Source organism: Cellulosimicrobium sp. EB106-03-01-XG111 (assembly GCF_058792115.1).
In genome coordinates, this window is record NZ_JBYTEQ010000008.1 from 15,685 (window position 1) to 41,264 (window position 25,580).

Sequence of the window (25,580 nt, forward strand, 5' to 3'; positions counted from 1 at the left end):
CGCACGGCGAGACGATCGCGTATGCGGACGAGCCGGACGGCCATGGAACGTCTCGCAGTGCGCGGGTTGGGTGGGACCCGTACCGCTCCAGCCGCCGCACCTCGGGAGACACCATGACTGCCTCGACCCCGCCCACCGCCACCACCCCGACCGTGGCGCCCGCCCGCGCGGCCGCGCCCTCCGCCGCACCGGCACCCGCGTCCGGGACCGTGCTCGTGCTCGGCGCGACCGGCAAGACCGGCCGCCGGGTCGCCGACCGGCTCGACGCGGCCGGCGTCCCCGTGCGTCGGGCGTCACGCTCCGGCGACGTGCGCTTCGACTGGGACGACGACGCGACGTGGGGTCCCGCGCTCGCGGGCGTCGCGGCTGTGTACGTCGCGTACGCGCCCGACCTCGCGGTGCCCGGCGCTCCGGAGACCGTGGCCCGGCTCGCGGCGCGCGCGCACGACGCCGGCGTGCACCGCCTCGTGCTGCTCTCCGGGCGCGGCGAGGAGGAGGCGCAGCGCGCGGAGGAGCTCGTCGGCGCGGCGTTCCCGGCGCGCACGGTCGTGCGGTGCGCGTTCTTCGACCAGAACTTCAGCGAGAGCTTTCTCCTCGAGCCCGTGCTCGACGGCGTCCTCGCCCTCCCGGTCGACCAGGTCGCGGAACCGTTCGTCGACCTCGAGGACGTCGCTGACGTCGCGGTCGCGGCCCTCAGGGGCGACGCCCTCGCGGGCCGCGTCCTCGAGCTCACCGGGCCGCGCGCGCTGACGTTCCGCGAGGCGGTCGCGGAGATCGCCGCCGCGAGCGGGCGCGACGTCCGCTACGAGCCCGTCGCCATGGAGGCGTTCGTCGCGGGCCTCGCCGCGGCCGGGCTGCCCGACGACGTCGTCGACCTCATGCGGTACCTCTTCACCGAGGTCCTCGACGGGCGCGGTACCCCCGTGACCGACGGCGTCCGCGCCGCGCTCGGCCGCGAGCCGCGGGACTTCCGCGAGTACGCGGCCCGCGAGGCGGGCGCGTGGGCCGCCGGCGCCGGCACCCGCACGGTGGAGACCACGCCGTGACCGCGTTCGCGGCGCTCGTCGTCGCGGCCGTCGTCGCGACGGGGCTCGCGGGCGGCGTGCTCTTCGCGTTCTCGACGTTCGTGATGGGCGGGCTGCGCCGCCTCCCGCCGGGCGAGGGCGGCGGCGCGATGGTCGCGATCAACCGCGACGCGCTCCGGGCGCCGCTGATGCTGCTGCTCGCGGCGAGCGTCCTGCTCCCGGCGGCGGCGGCCGTCGTCGGGCTCGTCACCGGCGCGGCCGGGGCGGGGTGGGCGCTCGCGGGCGCGGTCGTACCGCTCGCCGGGATCCTCGGAGTGACGGCCGTGGGCAACGTCCCGCTCAACGAGCGCCTGGACGCCGCGGCACGCGAGGGCGACCTGGCGGCGGCGTGGGCGGCGTTCCTGCCCCGCTGGCTCGCGTGGAACCACGTCCGGACGGTGGCCGGCGCGGCGTCCACCGCGCTGCTCGCCCTCGCGCTGGTCTGAGCGTCCGCATGCGGGCCTCGGGTCCCGCCCGCGGAATAGCCGCGGGCGGGACCCGGTTGCGCACGACATGAGCGACGTCACAGCGGCCGCGCCGGCCGACGAGCAGGACACCGTCCGTCGGGTCCTGGAGGGCACCGAGACCTGGGCCGTCGTCGGCCTGTCCAACAACACCGCGCGCGCGGCCTACGGGGTCGCGCGCGTGCTGCAGCAGCACGGCAAGCGCGTCGTGCCCGTGCACCCGTCGGCCGAGACCGTCCACGGCGAGCAGGGGTACGCGAGCCTCGCGGACGTCCCGTTCCCCGTCGACGTCGTCGACGTGTTCGTGCGCTCCGAGCTCGCGGGCGACGTCGCCGACCAGGCGATCGCGATCGGCGCGAAGGCGGTGTGGTTCCAGCTCGACGTGATCGACGAGGACGCCGCGCGGCGCGTGCGCGACGCCGGCCTCGACATGGTCATGGACCGCTGCCCCGCGATCGAGCTGCCCCGCCTCGCCGCGTCCGAGGAGGCCTGACGGTGCCGGCGGTCGATACCGCGACGCGCCTCGGCGCACGCGCCGCGGCGCGGCTCGCCGACGAGCAGGTCGTGTGGCTCGTCACCGTGGACCCGCACGGCACGCCGCAGCCGACGCCGGTCTGGTTCCGCTGGGACGGTGCCGACGAGATCGTCGTGAAGTCCCAGCCGCGCACGGCCAAGCTGCGCAACGTCCGCGCGAACCCCCGCGTCGCGGTGCACCTCAACAGCACCGCGTCGGGCGGCGACGTCGTGGTGCTCACCGGCACGGCGTCGGTCGACGACGACGGGCTCACGGCCGCGGAGCGCGCGGCGTACGACGCGAAGTACGACGACGGCATCCGCGGCCTCGGCACGACGCCCGACGGCTTCCACGACGACTACGCCGTGACGTTGCGCGTGCACCTCGAACGGCTGCGCGGCTTCTGAGGATTCCTCAGGCCGGGGAGTCGAACGTCAGCACCGGCCTGCCGGTGCGCGGGTGCGTGAGCGCCTCGCACCGCACGCCGTAGACCGGGTCCAGCACGTCCGGCACGAGCACGTCGCGCACGTCGCCCGCCGCGACGACGCGGCCGTCCGCCAGCACGACGACGTGGTCGCACGTCTGGGCCGCGAGGTTGAGGTCGTGGAGCGCGGCGAGCACGGTGACGCCGTCGTCCGCGAGGTCGCGCAGCACGCGCATCGTGTCGAGCTGCGCGGCGATGTCGAGGTGGTTGGTCGGCTCGTCGAGCAGCAGGAGCGCGGGCTCCTGCGCGAGGGCGCGCGCGAGGTGCACGCGCTGGCGCTCGCCGCCGGAGAGCGTCGCGACCTCGCGGTCCGCGAACCCCGCCATCCCGACGCGCGCGAGCGCCGCCCGGGCGAGCTCGCGGTCGGTCGCGGAGTCGCCCGCGAGGAGCGAGCGGTGCGGGATGCGGCCGAGCAGCACCGCGTCGAGCACGGAGAGCGGGAGGTCCGTCGTCGCGTCCTGCTCGACGAGCGCGAGCACCCGGGCCCGCTGCCGGCGCGGCAGCGCGAGCAGGTCGGCGTCGTCGAACCGCACGCGGGCGCCGTCCCGGCCCGGGTCCGTCGACGGTGGCCGGACGCCCGCGAGCACGCGCAGGAGCGTGGACTTCCCGGAGCCGTTCGGGCCGAGCAGCCCGCTCACCGCCCCCGCGGGCGCGGTGCAGTCGACGCCGTCGAGGATGAGGCGACCGTCGACCGACCACGACACGCGCTCCGCGTCGAGCCCGGCCGTCCTCACGACCGCGGGGGCGCTCACGCGACCCTCCGGCCACGCCACAGCAGGAGCGCGAACACCGGGGCGCCGATCGCGGCGGTGACGATGCCGACGGGCAGCTCGCGCGGCGCGAAGACCGTGCGCGCGAGCGTGTCGGCCCAGACGAGGAACGTCGCGCCGAAGAGCGCCGAGAGCGGCAGGAGCAGCCGGTGCCGGGCGCCGGTGAGGAGCCGCACCGCGTGCGGCAGGATCAGGCCGACGAACCCGATGGACCCCGACTGGGACACGAGCGCGCCGGTGAGCAGCGCGACGCCCACGAGGAGCGTCCAGCGCACGCGCGCGACGTCGACCCCGAGCGCGGAGGCCGCGGTGTCGCCGAACGTGAAGGCGTCGAGCACCGAGCCGGTCGACGCGAGCAGCGTCCCGAGCACGAGCGTCGCGCCGCCCGCGACCGCGACCGAGGTCCACGTCGCGCCCGCGACCGAACCCATGAGCCACGACAGGATCTCGCGGTACGAGTCGCCGGTGGCCGACCAGAAGATGACGAAGCTCGTCGCGGCCGCCGCGAGCTGGCTCACCGCGAGCCCGGCGAGCACGGTCCGCGTGGGCGTGAGCGCCCCGAGCGCGCCCGCGAGCCCGAGCGCGGCGACGAGCGCGAGCACCGCGCCGCCGAACGCCGCGACCGGGAGCAGGACCGTCCAGCCCGCGACGAGCACGAGCACCGCGCCGAGCGACGCGCCGGACGACAGCCCGAGCAGGTAGGGGTCGGCGAGCGGGTTGCGCGTGAGCGACTGCATGACGACGCCGCACACGGCGAGCCCGGCCCCCACGGCCGCGGCGGTGAGCACGCGGGGGAGCCGCAGCTGCCACACCATGCCGTCCTGCAGGGCGCCGAGCGGCTCCAGGCCCAGCAGCCCGCCGAGCCCGAGGTGCGTCGCGACCGAGCGCCACACCTCGCCGACGGCGAGGTCGGCGGGCCCGATCGTCACCGTGACGAGCACCGTCGCGACGAGCGCGACGACGCCGGCCGGCACCCACCAGGCCGCGCCGCGCCGCGCGCGACCGGCCGGGCCGGTGCGGTCCGGGCGACGGTCGGCCGCGGCGGGTGCGGGCCGGGTGCGCAGGGTCGTCACAGGTCGAGCGCCTCCAGCTGCGCGGCGAGGTCGACGACGGCGTCGACGTTGCGCACGCCCGCCTCGGTCGCCGGGAACGGGATCGTCAGGTAGCGGCCCTCGCGCACGGCCGTCATCTCGGCCGTGGCCGGGTTGGACTCGAGCCGCTCGATCTTCGCCTCGGCGGTGTTCCAGGCGGCGTCGACGAGGACGAGCACGTCCGGGTCGGCGGCGACCGCCTCCTCCCACGCGTACGACGTCCAGGTGTCGCGCACGTCGCCCGCGACGTTCTCGAGCCCGACCGCGTCGAGGATCATCTGCGGCGCGCCGATGCCCGCCCCGACGTACGGGATGTCGTCGCCCGACGAGTACCACAGGGCGGTCAGGCCGCGGTCGTCGCGGACGACGCCGTCGAGCGTCGCGCGCTGCTCCGCGACGAGCTCCGCCGCGGCGTCCTGCGCGTCGAAGATCGTGCCGACCTCGGTGATCTCGGCGAACACGTCGTCGAACGTCAGCGGGTCCGGCATGTACTCCGGCGCCTTGCACGCGGCGGGGGACACGTAGGTCGCGACGCCGAGCTGCGCGAGCGTCTCGCGGTCGCCCGCGCCGTCGGCCGTGAGGTTGGACTCCCAGCCGGCGTAGACGAGGTCGGGCTCGGTCTCCAGGACCGCCTCCGCGCCCGGGACCTGGTCCGAGAGCGGCTCCGCGACCGCGGGGACGTCCGCGGCGGCGTCGGCCAGCGACTCGGGCACGGGTCCGTCGGCGAACGCGCTCGCGACGATCCGGTCGCCGAGCCCGAGCGCCAGGAGCATCTCCGTGGTGCTCGACTTGATCGTCACGACGCGCTCGGGCGCGGCGTCGAACGTCACCTCGAACCCGCAGTCGTCGAGCGTGAGCGGGTACGCGGTGCTCCCGGGCGTGCCCGACGACGTCGCGCCGCCCTCCCCGGTCGGGTCGCTGCCGGGCGTCGTGCCCGACGAGCAGGCGGCGAGCGCGAGGGCGAGGGCCGCCGCGCCGACGGCGGCGCGGACGGGTCGGCGAGGGGCAGGGGACGGCGTGAGGCGCGAGGGCACGGAGCTGCTCCGGGGGCGAGGCGGGGAGAGAGCCGGACGGCGGTCCCCGGGCGGGGACGCGGGCTCTCCAGGTCGGACGCGCCATCTCGCGTCGGGCGGACCCGCGACCCAAGGACGAGGTCGCTCCGGCGAACGATCGAGGGGTTCGCGGTCCGTCGTCCAGCCTACACACGCGACCGTGACAGAGTGTGCGTCGTGACCGAGCCGTCGAACCCGCCCGCCCCCGCCCCTGCGACCTCGCCCCTGCGCGCCGTGGTGACCGGCGCGTCGTCGGGCATCGGGGAGGCGTGCGTGCGGTTCCTGCGGGCCCGCGGCTGGGACGTCGTCGCGTTCGCGCGCCGCGCGGACCGGCTCGCCGAGGTCGCGGAGCGCACGGGCGCCCACCCCGTGGTGGGCGACGTGACCTCCGACGACGACGTCGCGAGCCTCGTCGCCGAGGCCGGTGCTCGCGGACCCGTGCACGCGCTGCTCAACATCGCGGGCTTCGGCCTAGGCGTCGACCCCGTCGACGAGGCGAAGATCGACGAGTGGCGCGCGATGTACGAGACGAACGTGCTCGGCACCGTGCGCGTGACCCAGGCGTTCCTCCCGCTCCTGCGCGCGTCGCGCCGGGGCGACATCGTGCTCATGACGTCGACCGCGGGCCACGACACGTACGTCGGCGGCTCCGGCTACGTCGCGTCCAAGCACGCGCTGCTCGGCGTCGCGAAGACGCTCCGCCTCGAGCTCGTGGGCGAGCCGATCCGGGTCATCGAGATCGCGCCCGGCCTCGTGCACACGCCCGAGTTCTCGCTCAACCGCTACCACGGCGACCAGGCCGGGGCCGACGCCGTCTACGCGGGCGTCGTGGACCCGCTCACCGCGGACGACGTCGCCGACGTCGTGACGTTCGCCGTCACGCGCCCGCACCACGTGAACATCGACTCGCTGATCCTGCGGCCCGTCGCGCAGGCCTCCACGTACTCCCTGTGGCGCGCGCCGCTCGTCCCGAAGGGCGTCGAGCCCGCGCCCGACGCCGACGCGCCCGCCCGCTGACCCCGACCCGTCCGGGAGCGGCGCCGCTCCGAACCGACGATGGCGCCCGGGGCCGGCCCGGCGTCTACTGGACCACGGGAGGACGCGCATGACGGGGCAGCGGCAGGCAGCCGGGCACGCGGGCGGACGGGCGGCGCTCGCGGGCGTCGTCGCGGCGGCCGTCGGGTTCGCCGTCGCCGAGCTCGTCGCGGCCGTCATCGCACCCGGGTCGAGCCCGCTGTTCGCCGCCGGGGCGGGCGTCGTCGACGCGGTGCCGGGGCCCCTCAAGGACTGGGCCGTGGCGACCTTCGGCACCGCGGACAAGGCGGTGCTGCTCGGGGTCATGGGCGTCGTGCTCGCCGCGGGTGCCGCCCTGAGCGGCTGGCTCGAGCTCCGCCGCCCGCCGTCCGGCACGCTGCTCCTTGCCGCCGTCGGGGTGGTCGGGGCGGTCGCCGCCACCACCCGGCCCGGCGGGGACGTGGCCTGGGCGCTGCCCAGCCTGGTCGGCGTGGGGGTCGCCGTGCTGCTGCTGCGCGCGACGCTCAGGACGCTGCGCGGCCCGGCCGCGCCCTCCGGCGTCGACCCGACGGCCGCGCCCGGCGGCCTCGACCGCCGCCGGTTCCTCCTCGTCACGGGCCTGGCGGCGGCCGCCGGCGTCGTGGCGCTGGCGACGTCGCGCGCGGTGTCCGCCGGCTCGCGCGCGGTGACGGCGGCGCGCGACGCGCTGCGGCTGCCCGCCCCCGCGACCCCGGCCCCCGCCGTCCCTGCCGGGGCGGACCTGCGCGTCCCCGGGCTCGCGCCGTACGTCACCCCGAACGCGGACTTCTACCGCATCGACACGGCGCTGCGCGTGCCCCAGGTCGACCCGGCGTCGTGGACGCTGCGCGTCTCCGGGCTCGTCGACGACCCGTTCGAGATCACGCTCGACGAGCTGCTCGCGCTCCCGCTCGTCGAGCACCACCTCACGCTCACGTGCGTGTCCAACGAGGTCGGCGGGGACCTCGTGGGCAACGCGCGGTGGCTCGGGTACCCGGTGCGCGAGCTGCTCGCGCGCGCGGGCGTGCAGGACGGCGCGGACATGGTGCTGTCCACGAGCGCCGACGGGTGGACGGCGAGCACGCCGCTCGACGCCCTCACCGACCCCGACCGGGCGAGCCTGCTCGCCGTCGGGATGAACGGCGAGGCGCTGCCGGCCGAGCATGGGTTCCCCGCCCGGCTCGTCGTGCCCGGGCTGTACGGCTACGTGTCCGCGACGAAGTGGGTCACCGAGCTCACGGTCACGACGTTCGCCGACGACGTCGCCTACTGGTCCACGCGCGGGTGGTCGGAGCGCGGACCGATCAAGCTCGCGTCGCGCGTCGACACCCCGCGCGACGGGGCGGCCGTGGACGCGGGGGACGTCGTCGTCGCGGGCGTGGCCTGGGCCCAGCACACGGGCGTCGAGGGCGTCGAGGTGCGCGTGGACGACGGCCCGTGGCGCGCCGCGACGCTCGCCGCCACGGTCGGCCCCGACACGTGGCGGCAGTGGTCGTACGCGTGGGACGCGACGCCGGGGGAGCACCGGCTGACGGTCCGCGCCACGGACGCCGACGGGCGCACTCAGACGGCCGACGTCGCCCCGCCCGCGCCCGACGGCGCGTCGGGCTGGCACGAGGTCGCCGTCCGCGTGCGGTGAGCGGCCCGGGCGAAGGGCCGGGCGCGCGGCACGACGGAGCGCCTCCGGGTCCGGGTGGTGGACCGGAGGTTGTCCCGCCGCGGACGTGCTGGCACCATGTGCTCGTGACCCCCGCGCGCCCCACGAGCAGCACGCTCGTCCTCGCGCGCCCGCGGGTCGTCTCCGCCACCTGTTGTTGAGGGCTCGCGGCGCCCTGCGCAGCCTCGACCTGGTGTCCGCGAGCAGCCTCCCGCCCCTCCCTCCCTGCGACGGGGCGTGACGGTCGCCGGTCCCGCGCCACGGCTCAGCGATGAGTCCGACGCCACGACCGGGTCTGCACCCACGGACGCCAGCCGAGCACAGGACGCGAGACCACCATGTACGTTCCCCCGCACTTCCCCCGCTACCGCCCGACCACGGTGCCGTCGTCGGCGCCCGCCCTCCCCGCCGCTCCCGCCCTCGCCCCGTCGGCCGCCGCCGGGCCGCCGCTCACGCTCGAGTGGCTCGTCGCGCGCGACATCGACGCCTACACCGCGCGCCGCCGGGCGGCGGCTACCATGGAGGCACAGGCGTCGACCCGGCCATCACCGGTGAGCCTCCGGAAGAACGGGAACCCCGCCGCGGGGCAGGCCTGACGGCCCGCGGCAGGTCCTCACTAGACCCGGACGGGTGGGCCCGTCACAGCCTGCGACGAGCGGTCGGCGACCGCCCGTGGTGCCCGACGACGTCGGGCACCTGCGGGCACGGCGCCGGCAAGCGAGGTGGTACCGCGGCGAGCCCGCCCCTGGTGGGGGAGTCGTCCTCGCAGGAGAGCACGACCGACCCGTACCACCACGGCGGACACCCCGCCGGCCGCTACCTCACCGGAGTCCTCGAGACCATGGCCTATCCGCTGCACCGCGCACCCTCGTCCGCCGCCGACTCGCACCCCGGGGCCGCGTTCGGCGTCCCCGCGTCCCCGGACCTGCCCGCGATCGAGCGCGAGGTCCTCGCCTACTGGGAGGCGGACGACACGTTCCGCGCCTCGGTCGAGCGCAACCCCGCCGGGGAGAACGGCAGCAACGAGTTCGTCTTCTACGACGGCCCGCCCTTCGCGAACGGCCTGCCCCACTACGGGCACCTGCTCACGGGCTACGCGAAGGACGTCGTGCCGCGCTACCAGACGATGCGCGGCAAGCACGTCGAGCGCCGCTTCGGCTGGGACACGCACGGCCTGCCCGCCGAGCTCGAGGCGATGGACCAGCTCGGGATCAAGACCAAGGAGGAGATCCTCGAGCTGGGGATCGAGCGGTTCAACGACGCGTGCCGCGCGTCGGTGCTCAAGTACACGAGCGAGTGGCAGGACTACGTGACCCGCCAGGCGCGCTGGGTCGACTTCGAGCACGACTACAAGACGCTCGACCCGACGTTCATGGAGTCGGTCCTGTGGGCGTTCAAGCAGCTCTACGACAAGGGCCTGGTCTACGAGGGCTTCCGCGTCCTGCCGTACTGCTGGAACGACCAGACGCCGCTGTCCAACCACGAGCTGCGCATGGACGAGGACGTGTACCAGGTCCGCCAGGACCCCGCGGTGACCGTCGGCTTCCGGCTCGAGACGGGCGAGCTCGCGCTCATCTGGACCACGACGCCCTGGACGCTGCCGTCCAACCTGTTCGTCATGGTCGGGCCCGACGTCGAGTACGTCGTCGTGGAGTCGTCGTTCACGGGCGTGAAGGAGCGCTACGTCATCGCGGCGGAGCGCCTCGGCGCGTACGCGCGCGAGCTCGCCGACGAGGGCGTCGAGGACGTGACGACGCAGGTCGTGGAGCGGCTCACGGGCGCCGACCTCGTCGGGCGGTCGTACACGCCGCCGTTCTCCTACTTCGCCGGGCACGCCGGCGCGCACCGCGTCGTCGAGGCGGACTTCGTCACGACCACGGACGGCACCGGGCTCGTGCACAACGCCGGCGCGTTCGGCGAGGAGGACAAGGTCGTCTCGGACCGCGAGGGCGTCGAGCCGGTGCTGCCGGTCGCGTCCGACGGCAAGTTCGTGTTCCCCGTCGTCGACTACGAGAGCCTCCAGGTCTTCGACGCGAACGCGCTCATCATCGACCACCTCAAGGGTCGGACGCGGCACGACGCCGCGGTCGCCGCGGGCGAGCAGACCCCGGACCTCGCGCTCGGTGCCACGAGCCCGGGCACGGTGCTGCTGCGCCGCGAGTCGTACGCGCACTCCTACCCGCACTGCTGGCGCTGCCGGCAGCCGCTCATCTACATGGGCGTGTCGTCGTGGTTCGTCGCGGTGTCGAAGTTCAAGGACCGCATGGTCGAGCTCAACGAGCAGATCTCCTGGACGCCCGAGCACATCCAGCACGGCCAGTTCGGCAAGTGGCTCGAGAACGCGCGCGACTGGTCGATCACGCGCAACCGGTTCTGGGGCAGCCCGGTGCCGGTGTGGCGCTCGGACGACCCGCAGCACCCGCGCGTCGACGTGTACGGCTCGTTCGCCGAGCTCGAGCGCGACTTCGGCACGCTCCCGCGCAACGAGAAGGGCGAGCCGGACCTGCACCGCCCGTTCGTCGACCGTCTCACGCGGCCGAACCCGGACGACCCGACGGGCCGCTCGACCATGCGCCGCGTCGAGGACGTCATGGACGTCTGGTTCGACTCGGGGTCGATGCCCTACGCGCAGGTGCACTACCCGTTCGAGAACACCGACTGGTTCGAGCACCACAACCCCGGCGACTTCATCGTCGAGTACATCGGCCAGACGCGCGGCTGGTTCTACACGCTGCACGTCCTCGCGACCGCGCTGTTCGACCGCCCGGCGTTCCGCTCGGCCGTCTCGCACGGCATCGTGCTGGGCTCCGACGGCCGCAAGATGAGCAAGTCGCTGCGCAACTACCCGGACGTCAACGAGGTCTTCGACCGCGACGGCTCCGACGCGATGCGCTGGTTCCTCATGAGCTCGCCGATCCTGCGCGGCGGCAACCTCGTCGTCACCGAGGACGGGATCCGCGACGCGGTGCGCCAGGTGCTGCTGCCGCTGTGGAGCACCTACTACTTCTTCACGCTGTACGCCAACACGTCGAAGGCGCAGGCCCGGAGCGGCGGCGCGGTGCCCGACGGCGGCGGGTACGTCGCGCAGCGCGTGGCGCCCGAGCGCGTGGCCGGGCTCCCGGCGCTCGACCGCTACCTGCTCGCGCGCACCCACGACCTCGTGGTGCGCGTGACCGGGCAGCTCGACGCGTACGACATCGCGGGCGCGTGCGAGACCGTGCGCGAGCACCTCGACGTCCTGACGAACTGGTACGTGCGCACCCAGCGCGACCGGTTCTGGTCCGAGGACGCGGACGCGTTCGACACGCTGTACACGGCGCTCGAGACGCTCACGCGCGTCATGGCGCCGCTCGCCCCGCTGCTCGCGGAAGAGGTGTGGCGCGGCCTGACCGGCGGGCGCTCGGTCCACCTCACCGACTGGCCGGCGTCCACCGAGGAGGTCGGGGAGCGGTTCGTCGGCGAGGACGGCTCGTCCGCCGGGGCCGTGCGGCACGTCCCGGACGCGTCCCTCGTCGCCGACCCGGCGCTCGTCGCCGCGATGGACGAGGTCCGCGCCGTCGCGTCGGCCGCGCTCGGCCTGCGCAAGGCGCACCAGCTCCGGGTGCGCCAGCCGCTCGCGCGGCTCACGGTCGTCGTGGACGACCCGGAGGCGCTCGCGCCGTACACGGACCTGCTGGCGCGCGAGCTCAACGTCAAAGCCGTCGAGCTCGAGTCGACCGACTCGGACGCCGCGGAACGCTTCGGCATCACGCAGCGCCTCGCGGTCAACGCGCGCGCCGCGGGCCCGCGCCTGGGCCGCGGCGTCCAGGCCGTCATCAAGGCCGCGAAGGCCGGCGCGTGGCGCGTGGACGACGCCGGGGAGGTCGTCGTGACGACGGACGACGGCGACGTCGCGCTCCTGCCCGCGGAGTACGAGCTGACGACGGTGGTCGCCGACCGCGGCGTCGCTGCGGGCGAGGCGCCGAGCGTCGCCGCCGCGGTGCTCGCGAGCGGCGGGTTCGCCGTCCTCGACCTCGCGCTCGACGACGCGCTGCTCGCCGAGGGCTACGCGCGCGACGTGATCCGTGACGTGCAGGACGCACGCAAGGCCGCCGGGCTCGACGTCGCGGACCGCATCCGGCTCTGGCTCGACGTGCCGGGCGAGTGGCTCGCGGCGGTCGAGGGGCACCGTGACCTCGTCGCGCGCGAGACGCTCGCGGTCGAGGTCGTCGTCGAGACGTCGCCGACCGACGTCCGCTCCGTGCGCGTCCAGAAGGCCGACGACACCGTTCCGGACACGGCGGTGGTCCTGTGAGCGCCGCGCGCAAGGACCCGGGCGCCGCGCGCCGGCAGAGCGCGAAGGACGCCCGCGCGGCGGCGGAGGACGCCGCCGCCCAGGCGGACCTGGAACGCGTCTACCAGCACATCGTGTCGCGTGCTCCCGAGCACGACTTCGACCCGACGATCGACCGGGTCCGGCGTCTGTTCGAGCTGCTGGGGGACCCGCAGCACGCGTTCCGGACGATCCACCTCACCGGCACCAACGGCAAGACGAGCACCGCGCGCGTCGCGGAGCGCCTCGTGCGCGAGCACGGCCTGCGCACCGGCCTGTTCACGAGCCCGCACCTGACGAGCGTCACCGAGCGGATCGTCGTCGACGGCGAGCCCCTCTCGGCACGACGGTTCGTCGAGGTGTGGGAGGACGTCTACCCGTACGTGCAGGTCGTCGACGCGGAGCTCGCGGAGACCGGGCAGTCGCAGCTCAGCTTCTTCGAGGTCCTCACGGCCGTGGCGTTCGCCGCGTTCGCGGACACGCCCGTCGACGTCGCGATCGTCGAGGTCGGCATGGGCGGCGAGTGGGACTCGACCAACGTGGTCGACGCGGAGGTCGCCGTCGTGACGCCCGTCGCGCTCGACCACGAGCGGTGGCTCGGGAGCACGCTCGAGGAGATCGCGACGGTCAAGTCGGGCATCGTCAAGGAGGGCGCGACCGTCGTCTCCGCGGCGCAGCGCCCCGAGGTCGAGGAGGTGCTCCGCGCCCGGGCGGAGCGCGTCGGCGCGCGCCTGCTGCGCGAGGGCGTCGACCTCGACGTGGCCGCGCGCCAGGTCGCGGTCGGCGGCCAGCTCCTCGACCTGCGCACGCCCGCGGCGCTCTACACCGAGGTGTTCCTCCCGCTGCACGGCGAGCACCAGGCGCACAACGCGCTGCTCGCGCTCGGCGCGGTGGAGGCGTTCCTCGGCGGCCGGGCGCTCGACGGCCCGCTCGTCGAGGCGGCCTTCGCGGACGTCACGTCGCCCGGCCGGCTCGAGGTCGTGCGGTCGAGCCCGACCGTCCTCGTCGACGCGGCGCACAACGCCGCGGGGGCCGAGGCGCTCGCGACCGCGCTCGGCGAGGCGTTCGACCTGCGCCACCTCGTCGGCGTCGTCGCGATCATGGCCGACAAGGACGCCGAGCCGCTGCTCGCGGCGCTCGAGCCGGTGCTCGCGGAGATCGTCGTGACGCGCAACAGCTCGGAGCGCTCGGCCGACCCGACGGAGCTCGCCGAGCTCGCCGCCGACGTCTTCGGCGAGGACCGCGTGCACAGCACCGAGCGTCTCGACGAGGCGCTCCAGGTGGCGGTCGACCTGGTGGAGCGCGACGACGCCGTGGGGGTCGGCACGGGCACGGGCGTCCTGGTCACGGGCTCCGTCGTGACCGTCGCCGACGCGCGCGTCCTGCTCGGTCGCGGCTGACGCCCGGACGCCGCGCGGCGCGCGGCGGCCGGGTGTTTGATGGAGGCGGCGACGGCGGCGGCACGCCGGGCGGGGACCGACGGCGTCGCGGGGGCTGTCGGCGCCCGGAGCACCGGGCGCACGGACCGATGGAGGGATGACCGGTGAAGAAGCTGCTCAACGATCCCCAGGACGCGGTGACGGAGTCCCTCGAGGGCTTCGGCCAGGCGCACGCCGACCTCGTGCAGGTGCACCTCGCGCCGCCGTACGTGTCGCGCGTCGGCGGTCCGGTGGCCGGCAAGGTCGGGCTGGTCTCGGGCGGCGGCTCGGGCCACGAGCCGCTGCACGCGGGCTTCGTCGGCCCGGGCATGCTCGACGCCGCGGTCCCGGGCGCGGTGTTCACCTCGCCGACGCCCGACCAGATCGTCCCGGCGATCCTCGGCGCCGACTCGGGCGCCGGCGTGCTCGCGATCGTCAAGAACTACACGGGCGACGTGCTGAACTTCGAGACGGCGGTCGAGCTCGTCGAGGCGGAGGGCACGCAGGTCACGAGCATCCTCGTCAACGACGACGTCGCGGTCGAGGACTCGCTCTACACCGCGGGCCGGCGCGGCGTCGCCGGGACGGTCGCGGTCGAGAAGATCGCGGGCGCGGCGGCCGAGCGCGGCGACGACCTCGGCACCGTGACGGAGATCGCCGGGCGCGTCGTGGCGAACGTGCGCTCGATGGGCGTCGCGCTCACCGCGTGCACGGTGCCGCACGTGGGCAGGCCGAGCTTCGACCTCGCCGACGACGAGGTGGAGATCGGCATCGGGATCCACGGCGAGCCCGGGCGGCACCGGATCCCGCTCGCGTCGGCGGACGAGATCACGCAGCGGCTGGTCGACCCCGTGGCGGACGACCTGGCCCTCGCCGACGGCGAGGACGTGTTGCTGTTCGTTAACGGAATGGGCGGTACCCCGCTGTCCGAGCTGTACGTCGTCTATCGTCAGGCGAGGAGGCTGCTCGAAGGGCGCGGCGTACGCGTGACGCGCTCGCTCGTCGGCAACTACGTCACGTCGCTGGAGATGCAGGGTGCGTCGGTCACCGTGCTGCGCCTGGACGACGAGCTCACCGCCCTGTGGGACGCTCCCGTCCACACGGCTGCGCTGCGCTGGTGAGCGGGTGCCCTTTCGTGCAGTCTCCGGGAGCCGGCGCACCGCCGGCTCGACGGCGAGGAGAGGTGGGGCATGACGCTGGACGTGGCCTGGGCCGAGCGATGGACCCGGCTGAGCGCGGAGCGGATCGCGGCGGCACGGGACGAGCTGACGGAGCTGGACCGCCAGATCGGTGACGGTGACCACGGCGAGAACCTCGACCGGGGGTTCCGCGCGGTGGTCGCCAAGCTCGACGGGGCGGCCGCCGGGGAGCAGCCGCCCGGCCAGATCGGCGACGTGCTCAAGCTCGTGGCCACGACGCTCATGTCGTCGGTCGGCGGCGCCTCGGGTCCGCTCTACGGGACCGCGTACCTGCGCGCCGCGAAGGTGACCGGCCTCGCGGAGCTCGACGCGCACGGCGTCGTCGCGCTGCTCGAGGGCGCGCTCGAGGGCATCTCCGCGCGCGGCAAGGCGCAGGTCGGCGAGAAGACGATGGTCGACGCCTGGCAGCCCGCGGTCGACGCGGCGGAGGCCGCGGCCGACGCCGGCGGCTCGACGGCCGACGTCCTCGCCGCCGCCGCCCGGGCCGCGCGCGAGGGCGCCGAGGCGACCGCGCCGCTCGTCGCGACGAAGGGCCGGGCGAGCTATCTCGGCGAGCGCAGCGCGGGCCACCAGGACCCGGGCGCGACGTCGACCGCGATCCTGCTCGAGGCCGCGCGCGACGCGGCGGCGGCGTGAGCGGCGTGGCCGGACCGGTCGGCACCCGGGCCCGGGTCGCGCTCGTCCTCGTCTCGCACTCGCAGCGCCTCGCGCAGGGAGCCGTCGAGCTGTCCGCGCAGATGGCCCCCGGGGTCCTGCTGCTCGCGGCGGGCGGGACGGACGACGGCGGGCTCGGCACGAGCTACGACCGCGTCTCCGGGGCGATCGAGGAGGCGCTGCGCGTCGCGGACGGCGTCGTCGTGCTCGCGGACCTGGGGTCGGCCGTGATGACGGTCGAGTCCGTGCTGGACCTGGAGGACGGCTTCGACGGCCGGGTGCTGCTCGCGGACGCGCCGTTCGTCGAGGGTGCCGTCGCGGCGGCCGTCACCGCGCACGGCGGCGGCGACGTCGCGGAGGTCCTCGCGTCCGCGGAGCACGCGGGCGGCACGTTCGCCGTCCCCGCCGCCGCGCCGGAGCCCGGGGAGGAGCCCGCGGCGGACGGCACCGCACCGGCGGGGGAGGCCCGCGCCGTCGTGACGCTGCGCAACCCGCTCGGCCTGCACGCCCGCCCCGCCGCCGTGCTCGCCCGCCTGGTCGCGGGGTTCGACGCGAGCGTCGCGATCGACGGCGTCAACGGGGCGAGCGTCCTCGAGCTCATGAAGCTCGGCGCGACCGGGGGGCAGGAGCTCACGGTCACGGGGGCGGGGCCGCAGGCCGCGGACGCCGTGCGCGCGGTCGTCGAGGCCGTGGAGGGCGGGTTCGGCGAGGTCTGACCCGGTGCGGTGTGACCTCCGTCACCCGACATTGCAGTTGATGCAAAATTGCAGAGGATGCAAGAATGGTCCTCGTGCCGACGACCCTGCCTGACGTGCCCGCTCGCCCCTCGGTGGCCGAGCGGGCCGCGGCATGCCTCGCGCCGTCGTCCGGCGGGCTCCGGGAGCGCAAGAAGCGCGCGCGCCGCGAGGCCCTCGTCGGCGCCGCGCAGACCCTCGTCCTCGAGCGCGGCCTCGACGCCGTGACGGTCGAGGACATCTGCGCTGCCGTCGGCGTCTCGCCGCGCACGTTCTTCAACTACTTCCCCGCCAAGGACGACGCCGTGCTCGGCCTCGAGGACTTCTCGGTCCGCCCGGAGGTCGTCGCGGCCTTCGTCGCGGGCGGTCCGACGGGCGCGCTCCTCGACGACCTCGAGGTCGTCGTGGCCGACGTGCTCGCGCACGAGGTCGTCACCCCGCAGCGCATGGCGCGCACGCTCGAGCTCGTGCAGCGCGAGCCGCACCTCGTCGCCCGCCACGTCGCGTGGGTCGAGGGCCACCGCGCCGAGCTCGTCGAGATGTTCGTCGCACGACGCGCGGTCCGCCCGTTCGTCCCCGACCCCGAGCTCCTGGCGCTCGTCGTCATGAGCCTCCTGCGGGCGAGCACGGTCGAGTGGCAGCAGCACGGCTGCGAGGACGAGCCCGTGGACCACCTGCCCGGCGTCGTCGACCAGCTCCGCGCGCTGCTCCACGACACGCGCGCCCCCGATCCCGCGGGCACCTGACCGCAGCCCCTCGCCCCGTCCGGGGACACCACCGCTCGGGTCTCCCACCCGACCTCCCGCACCTCACCAGCCCCCACCCGACGACGGGCCGCGCCCGTCGGCGTGCGCCCGTCCGTCCCGACCGAACCGGATCCTCATGGCCTCCTCCACCGCAGCACCACCCGTCGACGGCGGCAAGCCGCTCGTCGTGCTCACCCCGCGCACCGTGTGGGTGATCTTCGGCGCGCTCATGGCGTCGATGTTCCTGTCCTCGCTCGACCAGTCCATCGTCGGCACGGCGATGCCGACGATCGTCGGCGAGCTCCACGGCGTCGAGCACCAGGGCTGGGTCATCACGGCCTACATCCTGGCGATCGCGATCGTCATGCCGCTCTACGGCAAGTTCGGCGACCTCTGGGGCCGCCGCTGGCCGTTCCTCGTCGCGATCGGCCTCTTCACGGTCGCGTCGGCCGGTGCCGGGTTCGCGCAGTCGTTCCCCGAGCTCGTCGCCTGGCGCGGCGTGCAGGGCCTCGGCGGCGGCGGCCTGATGATCCTGTCGCAGGCGATCATCGCCGACATCGTGCCCGCCAAGGACCGCGGCAAGTACATGGGCCCCATGGGCGCGCTCTTCGGCATCGCCGCGGTCATCGGCCCGCTCCTGGGCGGCTGGTTCACCGAGGGCCCGGGCTGGCGCTGGGCCTTCTGGATCAACGTCCCCATCGGCGTCGCCGCGTTCGTCGTCGCCTGGGTCGCGCTCAAGCTCCCGTCGCACCGCTCGGGCCGCAAGATCGACGTCGCGGGCATCTTCTTCCTCGTCGTGGCGACGTCCGGCATCGTCCTGGTGACGAGCTGGGAGTCGCTCACGACGTCGTCGGGCTACGACTGGTCCGACCCGTGGCTGCTCGGCCTCGTCGCGGCCGTCGTGGTGTCGGTCGCCGCGTTCGTCCTCGTCGAGAACCGCGCCGAGGAGCCGCTGCTCCCGCTGCACCTGTTCAAGAACCGGACCTTCACCATCGCGACGCTCATCGGCCTCGTGCTCGGCATGGGCATGTTCTCGGCGCTCGCGTTCCTGCCGACGTTCCTCCAGATGTCCACGGGCGCGGGGGTCACCGAGTCCGGGTTCCTCATGCTCCCGATGATGGTCGGCGTCATGATCACGGCGATCGGGTCCGGTGTCGCGATCACGAAGACCGGGCGGTACAAGATCTACCCCGTGGTCGGTCTCGCGATCACCGCGGCCGGGATGGTCTGGCTCACGCGGATCACGGGCGACATGTCGATGTGGCTCTTCGGCGCGATGATCTTCGTCATGGGCGCCGGCATGGGCCTCGTCATGCAGACGATCGTGCTCGCCGTGCAGAACTCGGTCGACCCGCACGAGATCGGGACCGCCACGAGCGCGAACAACTTCTTCCGCGAGATCGGCGCGGCCGTCGGGACGGCGCTGTTCAGCACCATCTTCACGTCGCGGCTCGCCGACAACCTCGAGGGCGTCTTCGGGGGCGTGCCGGGGGGTGCCCCGGCCGGCGCCGAGGGTTCGTCGCTCACGCCCGAGATGGTCCAGCAGCTCCCCGAGCCGGTCCACACCGGCGTCGTCGACGCGTTCACCGACGCGCTCGCCCCCGCGTTCTGGTACCTGGTCCCGCTCGTCCTCGTCGGGTTCGTGCTCGCGCTGTTCCTGCGCGAGGTCAAGCTCTCCGACGTCGCCGGGATGGTCGCGCGCGGCGAGGCCGTCGCCGACCACGGCGACCTGCGCGAGGACGCCCCCGCGACGGGCGACGCCGAGGGCGCCGCGGTCGTCGTGCCCGCGGGCGGCCGGGGACCGGACGACGAGCGCCCCGGGAGCCGGGAGCGCGACGACGCGCCGGTATCCTGACCGGGTGAGCACCTCGCCGTCGCAACCCGCCGCGCAGCCGTCCCGCCACGGCCGCGCGGCGGGCCCGGTGCGCCCGTCCCCGGGCGACCGCATCAAGCCCAAGAAGCCCGCGAAGGTCCAGTTCGCGTCGACCACGCTCCTGCTCGAGGCGTTCCTCGTCGTGTTCGCGACGCTCGTGGCCTACGGCCTGCGCGACGTCCCGTACTCGCGCGGCCCGCTCGAGCTGCCCTCCGCGTCGTCGATCTGGATCGTGGGCGGGGTGCTCGCCGTCGTGCTCGTCGTGCTGTCGCGCATGGTGGGGACCCCCGGCGGGTACGTCGCCGGGTCCGTGGTCCAGGTGCCCGTGCTCGCGCTCGGGCTGGTCGTGCCGATGATGTTCCTCGTGGGCGGCCTCTTCGTCGTCCTGTGGATCGTCTCGATCCGCCTCGGCGGGCGCATCGACCGCGAGCGCGCGGCCTACGACGCCGAGCACCCCGAGACCGCGCCCAACGCCGGCTGACCCGCACGGCGCGCACGCGGCCGGACGGGCGGCCGCCGGGCGCGGCCCACGTCCCGGCGGCCGGTAGGCTCGGCGACCATGACCGACGTCGCACCCGCACTGACCGAGACCATCGAGCGCACCCTCATCCTCGTCAAGCCCGACGGCGTCCGCCGCGGCCTGTCCGGCGAGATCCTCCGGCGCGTCGAGGCCAAGGGCTACACGCTCACCGCCGTGCGCCTGCTCGACGCGACGCCCGAGCTGCTCGCCGCCCACTACGCCGAGCACGAGGGCAAGCCGTTCTTCCAGCCGCTCGTCGACTTCATGCTCTCGGGCAAGGTCCTCGCGGTCGTGGCCGAGGGCCAGGGCGTCATCCCCGGCTTCCGCTCGCTCGCCGGCGCGACCAACCCGACCGAGGCGCTGCCCGGCACGATCCGCGGCGACCTCGGCCGCGACTGGGGCCTCAAGGTCCAGCAGAACCTCGTGCACGGGTCGGACTCGCCCGAGTCCGCCGCGCGCGAGATCGCGCTCTGGTTCCCCGAGCTCGGCTGACCCGCACGTCCGCTCCCGCCCCGTCCCGGTCCTCCGGGGCGGGGCGTTCGCGTCCCGGCAGCGGTGACCGCGGTCCGCCACGACCGGTCCCGGACGTCCGCAGGATCGTGGGAGCACCGCACTAGGCTCGGGTCCGTGCACCTCAAGACCCTGACGCTGCGCGGCTTCAAGTCGTTCGCGTCCGCGACGACGCTGAGCTTCGAGCCCGGCGTGACGTGCGTCGTCGGGCCGAACGGGTCGGGCAAGTCGAACGTGGTCGACGCGCTCGCGTGGGTGATGGGGGAGCAGGGCGCGAAGACCCTGCGCGGCGGCAAGATGGAGGACGTCATCTTCGCCGGGACGTCCGGCCGGCCCCCGCTCGGGCGCGCCGAGGTGTCCCTGACGATCGACAACACCGACGGCGCCCTGCCGATCGACTACACCGAGGTGACGATCTCCCGCACGCTGTTCCGCAGCGGCGGGTCCGAGTACGCGATCAACGGCAGCGCGTGCCGCCTGCTCGACATCCAGGACCTCCTCTCCGACTCGGGCCTCGGCCGCGAGATGCACGTGATCGTCGGGCAGGGGCAGCTCGACGCCGTCCTGCGCGCGACGCCCGAGGACCGCCGCGGCTTCGTCGAGGAGGCCGCGGGCGTCCTCAAGCACCGCAAGCGCAAGGAGAAGGCGCTCCGCAAGCTCGACGCGATGCAGGCCAACCTCACGCGGCTCGCCGACCTCACCACGGAGATCCGGCGCCAGCTCGGCCCGCTGGGGCGGCAGGCGGAGATCGCGCGCAAGGCCGCCACGATCCAGGCCGACCTGCGCGACGCGCGGGCCCGCCTGCTCGCCGACGACCTCGCCCAGCTCACCGCGACGCTCGAGCAGGAGATCGCCGACGAGGCGGCCCTGCGTGCGCAGCAGGCGGAGGTCGAGCGCGCGCTCGCGACGGCGCGCGACACGCTCGGGCGGCTCGAGCGCGAGGCCGCGGAGGCCGCGCCCGCGCTCGGGGCCGCGACCGACGTCTGGTTCCGGCTGTCGTCGCTGCGCGAGCGGCTGCGCGGCACGCGGACGCTCGCCGAGGAGCGCGTGCGCCTCCTCGGGCGCCCCGAGGCGGCGCCCCGCGGGCAGGACCCGGACGAGCTCGAGGCGCAGGCGGAGCGCGTGCGCGCGACGGAGGCGGAGCTCGAGGCGGAGGTCGCCCGCGCGCGGGACGCGCTCGCCGCCGCGGTCACGGACCGGGAGGACGCCGAGCAGGCTGCGGGCGAGGCCGAGCGAGCCGTCGCGACGCTGCTGCGCGGTGCCGCGGACCGCCGCGAGGGTCTCGCGCGGCTCGCGGGGCAGGTCGCGGCGCAGCGCACGCGCGTCGAGGCCGCGGAGGCCGAGATCGGGCGGCTGCGCGAGTCGCTCGCGGAGGCCGAGCACCGGGGCACGCAGGCGCGCACCGAGTTCGCGGTGCTCGAGACCCAGGTCGTCGGCGCCGAGGAGGGCGAGGAGGGCCTGGACGCCGAGCACGAGGCGGCGGCGGACGCGGTCGAGCGCACGACCGCCGCCGTGAGGGGCCTGGAGGCGGACGCGTCCGCCGCGGACCAGGAGCGCGCGACGTGGAGCGCGCGCATCGAGGCGCTCGAGCTGAGCCTCGACCGCAAGGACGGCGCGGGCGCGCTCCTCGCGGCGGACGGCGTCGGCGTCGTGGGGTCGCTCGCCGCGCTGCTCGGCGTCGAGGCGGGCTACGAGGACGCGGTCGCCGCGGCCCTGGGCCCGGCCGCGGACGCCGTCGCGGTCGAGTCGGTCGACGCCGCGGTCGACGCGCTGCGGTACCTGCGCACCGAGGACGCCGGGCGCGCGGGCCTCGTCGTGGCGACCGGGGAGACCGGACCCGGCCCCGCCGCCGTCGACCTGCCCGACGGCGCGCGCTGGGCCGTCGACGTCGTCACCGCGGCCGGGGGAGTCGGCGAGGCGGTGCGGTCGCTGCTCGCGGGCGTGGCCGTCGTGGACGACCTGGGCCAGGCGCGGGCGCTCGTGGCGCGGCACCCGGACGTCGCCGTCGTGACGCGGGGCGGGGACCTCCTCGCGACGACGCGCGCGTGGGGCGGGTCGGCGTCGGCGCCGAGCGTGCTGCACCTGCAGTCGGCGCTCGACGAGGCGCGCACCGCGCACGCCGACGCGACGGCCCGCGCCGAGCGCGCCCGGTTCGCCCTCGTGGGCGCGCGCGAGGCGGCGCAGGAGGCGCGCGCCCGGTACGAGGACACGCTCGACCGGCTCAACGAGTCCGACGCGCAGCTCGCCGCGGTCGCGGAGCAGCTCGGGCACCTCGGGGCGACGGCGCGCTCGGCCGCCGCGGAGGCGGAGCGCGTGCGCGCGTCGCTGGAGCGGGCGTCCCAGGGCCTCGACGACGCGCGCGAGACGCTCGCAGGGCTCGTCGAGCGGCTCGAGGTCGCGGAGGCGGCGCCGGAGCAGTCCGAGGACGCGGTGGCGGAGGCGAGCGCCGAGCGCGACCGTCTTCTCGCGCGCGCCTCGGCCGCGCGCACGGCCGAGACCGAGGCGCGGCTCGCCCTGCGCACGAGCGAGGAGCGCTCGCGCGCGGTGGCCGGCCGGGCGCAGTCGCTCGCGCGGGCGGCCGCCGCGGAGCGCGACGCGCGCGAGCGGGCCGCCCGGCGCGAGGCGGCGCGGGTGCGGCAGGCGGGGCGCGCGTCCGCGGTGCGCGACGGCGCGACGCTCGCCCTCGCCGCGATCGACCGGTCCCTGGCCCGGGCGGGCGCGGAGCGGGACGCCGCGGAGGCGGCACGGGCCGAGCGTGACACCGCGGTGACGGCTGCGCGTCGGGAGGTCGACGACCTGGCGTCGCGCCTGCGGGAGCTGACCGACGTCGCGCACCGCGACGAGGTGGCGCGCGCGCAGCAGCAGCTGCGCATCGAGCAGCTCCAGGCGCGCAGCGTCGACGAGCTGGGGCTCGACCCGGCCGTCCTGGTCGAGGAGCTCGGCCCGCACCGCGAGGTCCCCGTCCCCTCCGACGACGACGAGCCGCGCACGGTCCCGTACGACCGGGCCCAGCAGGAGAAGCGGCTGCGCGCCGCGGAGCGCGACCTCGGCCGGCTCGGCAAGGTGAACCCGCTCGCGCTGGAGGAGTTCGCCGCGCTGGAGGAGCGGCACAAGTTCCTCGCCGACCAGCTGGCCGACCTCAAGAAGTCGCGCGCCGACCTGCTGGAGATCGTCAAGGAGATCGACGAGCGCGTCGAGCGGGTGTTCTCGGACGCGTACCGCGACACCGCCGAGCAGTTCGAGCGCGTGTTCGCGCGCATGTTCCCGGGTGGCGAGGGCCGCCTGGTGCTCACCGACCCGGACGACATGCTGACCACCGGCATCGAGGTCGAGGCCCGCCCCGCGGGGAAGAAGGTCAAGCGCCTGTCGCTGCTGTCGGGTGGCGAGCGCTCGCTCACGGCCGTCGCGCTCCTCGTCGCGATCTTCAAGGCCCGGCCCTCGCCGTTCTACGTCATGGACGAGGTCGAGGCCGCCCTGGACGACGTGAACCTCGGCCGTCTGCTCGAGATCTTCCGCGAGCTCCAGGAGGACTCGCAGCTCATCGTCATCACGCACCAGAAGCGCACCATGGAGATCGCCGACGCGCTCTACGGGGTGACGATGCGCGGCGACGGCGTCACCACGGTGATCAGCCAGCGCATGTCCGAGGCCCGCGAGGGGGTCCTCGCCTGACCGTCGCGGGGTGGTCCGTCCGCCTCGTCCGGACCTGGGCGGAACCTCCAGGATCGTTGCAATTCCGGGCCTTGTGAAGATGTGGTGCTGATCGACGAGCCCCGGCGTGGCTGCGGTCGCGACAGGTTCCGGCGCCCGGATACTGGAGGGCATGGTCTGGATGTTCGTGTGGCTGGGACTCACGCTCGGCGTCGCCGCGGTCGTGTTCCTGTTCGCGAGCGTCGTCGCGCGCGCCGAGGCGCAGTCGACCGGTGCGACGGGTGACCGACGGGACGGCGAGCAGGGGATGCGCGCCTTCTGGCGCGACTTCCGCTCGGGGCTGCGGCGGCGTCGCCGCCGTGGCGACAACCCGGGCCAGCACGTCGCGACCGTGCGCATGCCGCGGCCCGTGGACACGAGCATCGACGACTTCTTCACCGCCACGCAGGTGACGTCCAACGCGTACGTCGACGCAGAGGAGCTCACCGACGTCCTGCACCGCGCGCGCGAGCGCGTGCGCCCGCTGCACCCGGGGGAGCGTCCTCCCGAGGCGTGAGCACCGCGCCGGTCTGAGAGACTTCCGGGGTGAACGACCTCCTCCCGCTCTGGATCGTCCTCGGCGTCCTCCTGGTCGTCGGCCTCGTCACCGCCGGGACCGTGTCGGTCCGTCGCCGCGGTCGCCGCGACCTCGTCGAGCCCCCGCCCACGGCCCCCGCCGCGCCTCCCGCGACGGCCCCCGACGCCGTCGAGGCACCGCCCGGCACGGCGACCACCGAGGCGCCGCCGGAGCCGGACGTCGCCGCTCCGCCCGCGCTCGAGCGCCCGGAGCCCGTCGGTGGTCGGCTCGTCCGCCTGCGCGAGCGCCTCGCGCGCTCCGGCTCGCCGCTCGGGGCGCGCCTGCTCTCCGTCCTCTCCCGGGACCACCTCACCGAGGACGACTGGGACGAGCTCGAGGAGACCCTGCTCCTCGCGGACGTCGGCGCCGGGCCGGCCGGCGAGCTCATCGACGCGCTGCGCACGAAGGTCCGCGTCCTCGGGGTGCGCGACGCCGCGAGCGTGCGCGACCTCCTGCGCACCGAGCTCGTGGCGCTCGTCGACCCGACGCTCGACCGCTCGCTCGCGACCTCCCCGCGCACCGCCGAGGACGGGTCGACGGTGCCGGCCGTGGTGCTCGTCGTCGGCGTGAACGGCACCGGCAAGACGACGACCGTCGGCAAGCTCGCGCGCGTGCTCGTCGCCGAGGACCGCAGCGTGGTGCTGGGCGCGGCGGACACGTTCCGCGCCGCGGCCGCCGACCAGCTCGAGACGTGGGGCTCGCGCGTCGGGGTCCCGACCGTCCGGTCCGACCGCGACGGCGCGGACCCGGCGGCGGTCGCGTTCGACGCCGTGCGGCGCGGCCGCACCGAGGGCGCGGACGTCGTGCTCGTCGACACCGCCGGGCGCCTGCAGAACAAGCAGGGCCTCATGGACGAGCTGGGCAAGATCCGGCGCGTCATCACGAAGGAGGCCCCGCTGTCGGAGGTGCTCCTCGTGCTCGACGCGACGACGGGCCAGAACGGCCTCAACCAGGCGCGCGTCTTCGGCGAGGTCGCCGGCGTCACGGGCATCGTGCTGACGAAGCTCGACGGCACCGCGCGCGGCGGCATCGTCGTCGCGGTCCAGCGCGAGCTGGGCGTGCCCGTCAAGCTCGTTGGCCTGGGGGAGGGGCCCGACGACCTCGCCCCGTTCGACCCGGAGCAGTTCGTCGACGGGCTCCTCGGGGGCTGAGGCACCGGCCGCGGCCGGGCGCACGCCCTGTCTCTTCTCCACATCTGACGCTGCCGACGATGCCAACC

At 75.4% G+C, this 25,580-nt stretch carries 22 protein-coding genes; 19 read left to right on the forward strand and 3 right to left on the reverse strand.

The genetic code is table 11. The annotated features are described in order from the left end of the window. Positions 1–113 precede the first annotated feature (113 nt). From AC3WT4_RS09440 to AC3WT4_RS09455, 4 genes are all read left to right on the forward strand, one after another. Positions 114–1,046 (forward strand): Rossmann-fold NAD(P)-binding domain-containing protein, encoded by a 933-nt coding sequence (locus tag AC3WT4_RS09440; protein ID WP_492315317.1) that lies wholly within the window; start codon positions 114–116, stop codon positions 1,044–1,046. Continuing rightward, positions 1,043–1,510, forward strand: coding sequence for an anthrone oxygenase family protein (locus AC3WT4_RS09445; protein ID WP_492315318.1), 468 nt, complete (start codon positions 1,043–1,045; stop codon positions 1,508–1,510). Before AC3WT4_RS09440 ends, AC3WT4_RS09445 begins: the two co-directional genes overlap by 4 nt. A 67-nt stretch (positions 1,511–1,577) precedes the next feature. Continuing rightward, positions 1,578–2,021, forward strand: a complete 444-nt coding sequence (locus AC3WT4_RS09450) for a CoA-binding protein (protein WP_074809962.1) — start codon at positions 1,578–1,580, stop codon at positions 2,019–2,021. Positions 2,022–2,023: 2 nt separating this feature from the next. Then, positions 2,024–2,449 carry a TIGR03667 family PPOX class F420-dependent oxidoreductase gene (locus AC3WT4_RS09455; RefSeq protein WP_492315319.1) on the forward strand — a complete coding sequence of 142 codons (426 nt, stop codon included), beginning with the start codon at positions 2,024–2,026 and terminating at the stop codon, positions 2,447–2,449. Between the two features lie 7 nt (positions 2,450–2,456). Here the strand turns inward: AC3WT4_RS09455 and AC3WT4_RS09460 are convergent, their stop codons facing one another. The 3 genes from AC3WT4_RS09460 to AC3WT4_RS09470 are packed head-to-tail and all read right to left on the reverse strand — an operon-like array spanning position 2,457 to position 5,421. Continuing rightward, positions 2,457–3,299, reverse strand: a complete 843-nt coding sequence (locus tag AC3WT4_RS09460; RefSeq protein ID WP_492315320.1) for a putative F420-0 ABC transporter ATP-binding protein — start codon at positions 3,297–3,299, stop codon at positions 2,457–2,459. Then, a complete protein-coding gene (locus AC3WT4_RS09465) occupies positions 3,275–4,369 on the reverse strand; it encodes a putative F420-0 ABC transporter permease subunit (RefSeq protein WP_186810471.1) in 1,095 nt (364 codons plus the stop codon). Before AC3WT4_RS09465 ends, AC3WT4_RS09460 begins: the two co-directional genes overlap by 25 nt. Next, positions 4,366–5,421, reverse strand: coding sequence for a putative F420-0 ABC transporter substrate-binding protein (locus AC3WT4_RS09470; RefSeq protein ID WP_492315321.1), 1,056 nt, complete (start codon positions 5,419–5,421; stop codon positions 4,366–4,368). Before AC3WT4_RS09470 ends, AC3WT4_RS09465 begins: the two co-directional genes overlap by 4 nt. Before the next feature lie 195 nt (positions 5,422–5,616). On the opposite strand from AC3WT4_RS09470, the gene AC3WT4_RS09475 reads away from it, so the two are divergent. The 15 genes from AC3WT4_RS09475 to ftsY all read left to right on the forward strand — a co-directional run bounded on the left by AC3WT4_RS09475 (position 5,617) and on the right by ftsY (position 25,512). Continuing rightward, complete coding sequence (locus tag AC3WT4_RS09475; protein ID WP_492315322.1) at positions 5,617–6,456, forward strand: SDR family oxidoreductase; 840 nt, start codon at positions 5,617–5,619, stop codon at positions 6,454–6,456. 88 nt (positions 6,457–6,544) lie between these two features. Next, a complete protein-coding gene (locus AC3WT4_RS09480) occupies positions 6,545–8,110 on the forward strand; it encodes a molybdopterin-dependent oxidoreductase (protein WP_492315323.1) in 1,566 nt (521 codons plus the stop codon). Positions 8,111–8,466: 356 nt separating this feature from the next. Further along, positions 8,467–8,724 (forward strand): hypothetical protein, encoded by a 258-nt coding sequence (locus AC3WT4_RS09485; RefSeq protein WP_257418470.1) that lies wholly within the window; start codon positions 8,467–8,469, stop codon positions 8,722–8,724. Positions 8,725–8,969: 245 nt separating this feature from the next. Then, positions 8,970–12,422: an isoleucine--tRNA ligase gene (gene ileS, locus AC3WT4_RS09490; protein ID WP_492315330.1), complete on the forward strand. Its 3,453-nt coding sequence runs from the start codon at positions 8,970–8,972 to the stop codon at positions 12,420–12,422. Then, on the forward strand, positions 12,419–13,840 hold the full coding sequence (locus tag AC3WT4_RS09495) for a bifunctional folylpolyglutamate synthase/dihydrofolate synthase (RefSeq protein WP_074809967.1): 1,422 nt from the start codon (positions 12,419–12,421) through the stop codon (positions 13,838–13,840). Before ileS ends, AC3WT4_RS09495 begins: the two co-directional genes overlap by 4 nt. A 143-nt stretch (positions 13,841–13,983) precedes the next feature. Next, positions 13,984–14,979: a dihydroxyacetone kinase subunit DhaK gene (gene dhaK / locus AC3WT4_RS09500; RefSeq protein WP_492315324.1), complete on the forward strand. Its 996-nt coding sequence runs from the start codon at positions 13,984–13,986 to the stop codon at positions 14,977–14,979. Positions 14,980–15,048: 69 nt separating this feature from the next. Then, positions 15,049–15,693, forward strand: coding sequence for a dihydroxyacetone kinase subunit DhaL (dhaL, locus tag AC3WT4_RS09505; RefSeq protein ID WP_108047651.1), 645 nt, complete (start codon positions 15,049–15,051; stop codon positions 15,691–15,693). Beyond that, positions 15,690–16,427 (forward strand): dihydroxyacetone kinase phosphoryl donor subunit DhaM, encoded by a 738-nt coding sequence (dhaM, locus tag AC3WT4_RS09510; RefSeq protein WP_492315325.1) that lies wholly within the window; start codon positions 15,690–15,692, stop codon positions 16,425–16,427. Before dhaL ends, dhaM begins: the two co-directional genes overlap by 4 nt. A gap of 65 nt (positions 16,428–16,492) precedes the next feature. Further along, complete coding sequence (locus tag AC3WT4_RS09515; protein ID WP_492315326.1) at positions 16,493–17,191, forward strand: TetR/AcrR family transcriptional regulator; 699 nt, start codon at positions 16,493–16,495, stop codon at positions 17,189–17,191. Between the two features lie 136 nt (positions 17,192–17,327). Next, positions 17,328–19,046, forward strand: coding sequence for an MDR family MFS transporter (locus AC3WT4_RS09520; RefSeq protein ID WP_083385392.1), 1,719 nt, complete (start codon positions 17,328–17,330; stop codon positions 19,044–19,046). Between the two features lie 4 nt (positions 19,047–19,050). Next, on the forward strand, positions 19,051–19,545 hold the full coding sequence (locus AC3WT4_RS09525; protein WP_492315327.1) for a DUF4233 domain-containing protein: 495 nt from the start codon (positions 19,051–19,053) through the stop codon (positions 19,543–19,545). 78 nt (positions 19,546–19,623) lie between these two features. Then, positions 19,624–20,076 carry a nucleoside-diphosphate kinase gene (gene ndk / locus AC3WT4_RS09530; RefSeq protein WP_074809971.1) on the forward strand — a complete coding sequence of 151 codons (453 nt, stop codon included), beginning with the start codon at positions 19,624–19,626 and terminating at the stop codon, positions 20,074–20,076. 135 nt (positions 20,077–20,211) lie between these two features. Further along, the gene (gene smc, locus AC3WT4_RS09535) at positions 20,212–23,766 is read left to right on the forward strand and encodes a chromosome segregation protein SMC (RefSeq protein WP_492315328.1); all 3,555 of its coding nucleotides are present in this window, start codon (positions 20,212–20,214) and stop codon (positions 23,764–23,766) included. A gap of 106 nt (positions 23,767–23,872) precedes the next feature. Next, entirely contained in the window at positions 23,873–24,301 is a 429-nt protein-coding gene (locus AC3WT4_RS09540) for a hypothetical protein (protein WP_492315329.1), read from the forward strand. Positions 24,302–24,330: 29 nt separating this feature from the next. Further along, positions 24,331–25,512, forward strand: coding sequence for a signal recognition particle-docking protein FtsY (gene ftsY, locus AC3WT4_RS09545; RefSeq protein WP_400109767.1), 1,182 nt, complete (start codon positions 24,331–24,333; stop codon positions 25,510–25,512). Positions 25,513–25,580: the final 68 nt, after the last annotated feature.

Excerpts from the sequence above, each read along its gene's own strand:
- ileS (WP_492315330.1), top strand. The coding sequence starts at position 8,970 with ATGGCCTATCCGCTGCACCGCGCACCCTCGTCCGCCGCCGACTCGCAC.
- AC3WT4_RS09485 (WP_257418470.1), top strand. The coding sequence starts at position 8,467 with ATGTACGTTCCCCCGCACTTCCCCCGCTACCGCCCGACCACGGTGCCG.
- ndk (WP_074809971.1), top strand. The coding sequence starts at position 19,624 with ATGACCGACGTCGCACCCGCACTGACCGAGACCATCGAGCGCACCCTC.
- AC3WT4_RS09480 (WP_492315323.1), top strand. The coding sequence starts at position 6,545 with ATGACGGGGCAGCGGCAGGCAGCCGGGCACGCGGGCGGACGGGCGGCG.
- AC3WT4_RS09520 (WP_083385392.1), top strand. The coding sequence starts at position 17,328 with ATGGCCTCCTCCACCGCAGCACCACCCGTCGACGGCGGCAAGCCGCTC.
- dhaL (WP_108047651.1), top strand. The coding sequence starts at position 15,049 with ATGACGCTGGACGTGGCCTGGGCCGAGCGATGGACCCGGCTGAGCGCG.
- AC3WT4_RS09440 (WP_492315317.1), top strand. The coding sequence starts at position 114 with ATGACTGCCTCGACCCCGCCCACCGCCACCACCCCGACCGTGGCGCCC.
- AC3WT4_RS09450 (WP_074809962.1), top strand. The coding sequence starts at position 1,578 with ATGAGCGACGTCACAGCGGCCGCGCCGGCCGACGAGCAGGACACCGTC.
- AC3WT4_RS09515 (WP_492315326.1), top strand. The coding sequence starts at position 16,493 with ATGGTCCTCGTGCCGACGACCCTGCCTGACGTGCCCGCTCGCCCCTCG.